Consider the following 3092-nt stretch of genomic DNA (forward strand, 5'->3'; position numbering starts at 1 on the left):
CGCCTGGGGCGCGGCAGCGCCCTCCTCGACTTCGCCCGGCTTGTACTTGGTATCGCCGAAGTACAGCACCCGCCACATCGCCAGGTTGCCGATGAACCAGTGCGAGATGGAGTCGTGGCCGTAGCCATCGAAGAACGTCTCCACCGCTTCGGGCAGCAGCTGCTTGTTGTCCCAGGCATCGAGCATGGTGCGCTCGGCCAGGGTGAGGCGCTTGCCACGCTCGCGCTTGCGTCGCAGCGCGACCATCTTCCCGACCAGCGTGTCGGTCTCGCTGGCCAGGCCCTTGCGCTGCTTCTTGACCTCCGACAGCGCATCGTTGCGCGCGCTCAATTCATCGGAGACCCGGTTCCATTCGGCCAACTGTTCGCTGCTCATGTCGCTGGGGCCGCCATCGCGGGCATACGGGTCGCCCAGCTGCGCGCGGCGCCGGCGCAAGGTCTTCACCTCCGCATCCAGCGCGTCCTGGCGCTCCTGCAGACGCTGCATCGACGGCAGCTTGTCGCCGCGCGCCACCCGCACCTTCAACCAGCGGTGCAGCAGCTCCATGTGCGCGGCCTGCACGTCTTCCATGCGTCCCCGCTTGACCCGGATCGCCTGCAGGTAGGCGTTGTACACCGCCTGCAGCTCGGGATCGGACTTGTCGAACTCCGCCCGGACCGACGGGTCCAGCCGTGTCAGCGGGTGCAGCAGCACGCCCCCGGCCAGGGCAATGTCGTACATCTCGTTCAACGCGAAACGCGCGATGCTGTTCTGGCGCCCCTGGTGCTGCGGATCGTAGCCGCCGCCCACGTCGGAGTGCACGCCCGGGTACCAGATCTCCTGGGTATTGTCGGGATAGCGTGCATCGTCGCGGGTGGAGTCCAGCGGGAACTGACCGCGCAGCTCGTGCGCGGCGGTCATGTGCACCGACTGCACCACCATCGGCGGAATGCGCATGCCCTCGCCCCAGCCGTTATGGCCGTTGCCCGCATTCACGGCGGCATGCGCCAGGGACGGCCACACCGACACCACCGTGTCGTACAGGCCAGCGAACCCGATCCGCATCGGCACGGTCTTGTTGTACATCCAGGTGCCGTCTGGCTGGCGCTTGCACAGCGCCACCAGGTCGCGGATGAACCCACGGGCCTGCGCCGCGCCGCGTGAGAAGCCGAACACCGACACGTTCACCACCACGATGCGCATCTGCGCCGCCTGCTGGGTGATGAAGGTATCCAGCTGCTCCAGCGCATGGTCGATGCGCTCGCGCCCGCCCTTGCCGATCGCCAGTCCCAGCATGCCACCGCTGTCGCCCACCTCCGGGCACGGGGTACCTACCCCGGCCAGGTACGTGGACAGCACGTTGCGGTGGCCATCGATGCGGGCGTTGTACAGGCGGGCGATGTTGGACAGCGCGCGCTGGTCGTCCGGTTTGCCCATCTCCGCATCGCGGTTGTTGCCGGTGCCGTCGAAGTAGATCGTGACCTGCAGCGACTGGCTGCAACCGGTGGTGGCCTCTTCCTTCTCGGGCAGCGTACAGCTCTGTGCGGCCTGCCGTTGCTGGCGCTCGGCATCGGTCATGGGCCGGGTGCCCCGGGCCAGCCGCGCGGTGCGCGCCGTGGGATCGGCGTCGGCCACCGGCTCGGGCGAGCCGGGCTCCAGGTCTACCTGGCCGGGAATGGCGGTGGGATCGGTGGCGGTCATCGGCAATGCACTCCTTCATCTACCGGTGCGGGCACCGGATGGCTTCCTTGGAGAACGGGCAACGCGTACTTACAGGCCCTGGTTCGCGATATGGCCCTCGGGGATCTTCTCGCGGCGCAGGTCCCAGGGATCCTTGCCGCGCTCCAGCAGTTCGGCTTCCACGTGCCCGTCCTGGTAGAAGTGCAGCAACAGCGTGTGCGGGTCGGCCGGGTACGGCTGGCGCACCGTTACCTGCGCCGATTTCGGCTCACGCGGGCCGACGTCCACGTAGGTGTTGGTCTTCAGGTCGTAACGGCCGGACAGCTCCCAGGTGACGTTGAGCGTGATCGGTTTGTCGGTGCGTGGCGCAAGCGGTCCCATCACCGAACCACTGTTGGTATAGGCCGATATTCCGCCCATCCACTTGCCATCCACCCGCGTGTCATACAGGTAGCGGTCGCTGTAATTGAACGCGAACAGCGTCAGGTACGGCGACTTCGGCTTGCTCTTGGCCATCGCACGCGAGCAGCCCGCGCCGATCAGCACGATGGCCAGCGCCGCGAGCGCGATCCAGGTAAACGACTTGAGACTCAACATGCAGGCTCCACGACAGACAGGCCAACGGGGTACGAACGAAAAGGGATCACCAGGTTTCCTCCATCGGCCAGACCTCATCGCCGATCTGCTTCGCGGTGCGGCGGCCATCGGCGAAGTCCTGCAATCGCTGCTGCCAGGCCGGGTCGTCGGCCAGGTCATCGCCAGCCAGCAACGCCCAGGTGCACACCATCAGCACCCGTCGGCTGTCTTCGATGCCGAACCGGGCGGCCAGCGCCACCGCGCCGCGCAGGAACCCGTACAAGTTGGCCGACGGCAGGCGATCGAGCAGTTCCGGATCGGTCAACTGGTAATGCTCGATCAGCGTGTAGGGGTAGGCCGAATCGATCAGCACGCGGCGCTGTTCGGCTTCCAGCGTCCATGGCAGCAGGTGCGGATCGATGTCCGGGCAGGTCAGCACCAGGGTGTCCCAGCGGTGATCGTGGGTCACGTAATGCCAGCGCTCCCCCACCGCGAGGAACACCTCCCGCTGTTCGCGGTCCAGCGCCTGCACCCACCAGGGCAGCACGCGCCCGTCGTAGAACCGGGCCAGGAATTCCTTGCCGTTGGGATAGCGCGCGTCCAGCCGGCGCGACAGGCGCTGCAGCAGCACGTCCTGCGTCAACGCGGATTCGATCACCGTGGCGGCGCCGAGCGCCTTGGCGTGGCCATCCAGGCGCAGCAGCACGGCTTCCGCCGGGAGCTCGGGAGGCAGCCGTGACAGGTACACCGAGGTGTCGGCGCTGCCATCGGCCAACAGCCCATCGAACAGGCGCGACGCCGCATGCGGCAGGAACTGCAGCACGGCCTGCGGTGCGTCGCACTGGGCACCGTCGAGC

General features: G+C 67.3%; 3 protein-coding genes. All 3 read right to left on the reverse strand.

Going from position 1 to position 3092, the window contains the following annotated elements; all coding sequences use genetic code 11:
• A partial coding sequence (locus DBR34_RS19075; RefSeq protein ID WP_219928345.1) for a DUF2235 domain-containing protein occupies positions 1–1680 on the reverse strand: 1680 nt, incomplete at its 3' end.
• A 69-nt stretch (positions 1681–1749) separates the two neighbouring features.
• Positions 1750–2256, reverse strand: coding sequence for a hypothetical protein (locus tag DBR34_RS19080; protein ID WP_181394076.1), 507 nt, complete (start codon positions 2254–2256; stop codon positions 1750–1752).
• Between the two features lie 46 nt (positions 2257–2302).
• A partial coding sequence (locus DBR34_RS19085) for a DUF4123 domain-containing protein (RefSeq protein ID WP_181394078.1) occupies positions 2303–3092 on the reverse strand: 790 nt, incomplete at its 5' end.

It is taken from the genome of Stenotrophomonas sp. HMWF003 (assembly GCF_003061285.1).
In the GTDB taxonomy this organism is placed as follows: domain Bacteria; phylum Pseudomonadota; class Gammaproteobacteria; order Xanthomonadales; family Xanthomonadaceae; genus Stenotrophomonas; species Stenotrophomonas maltophilia_AP.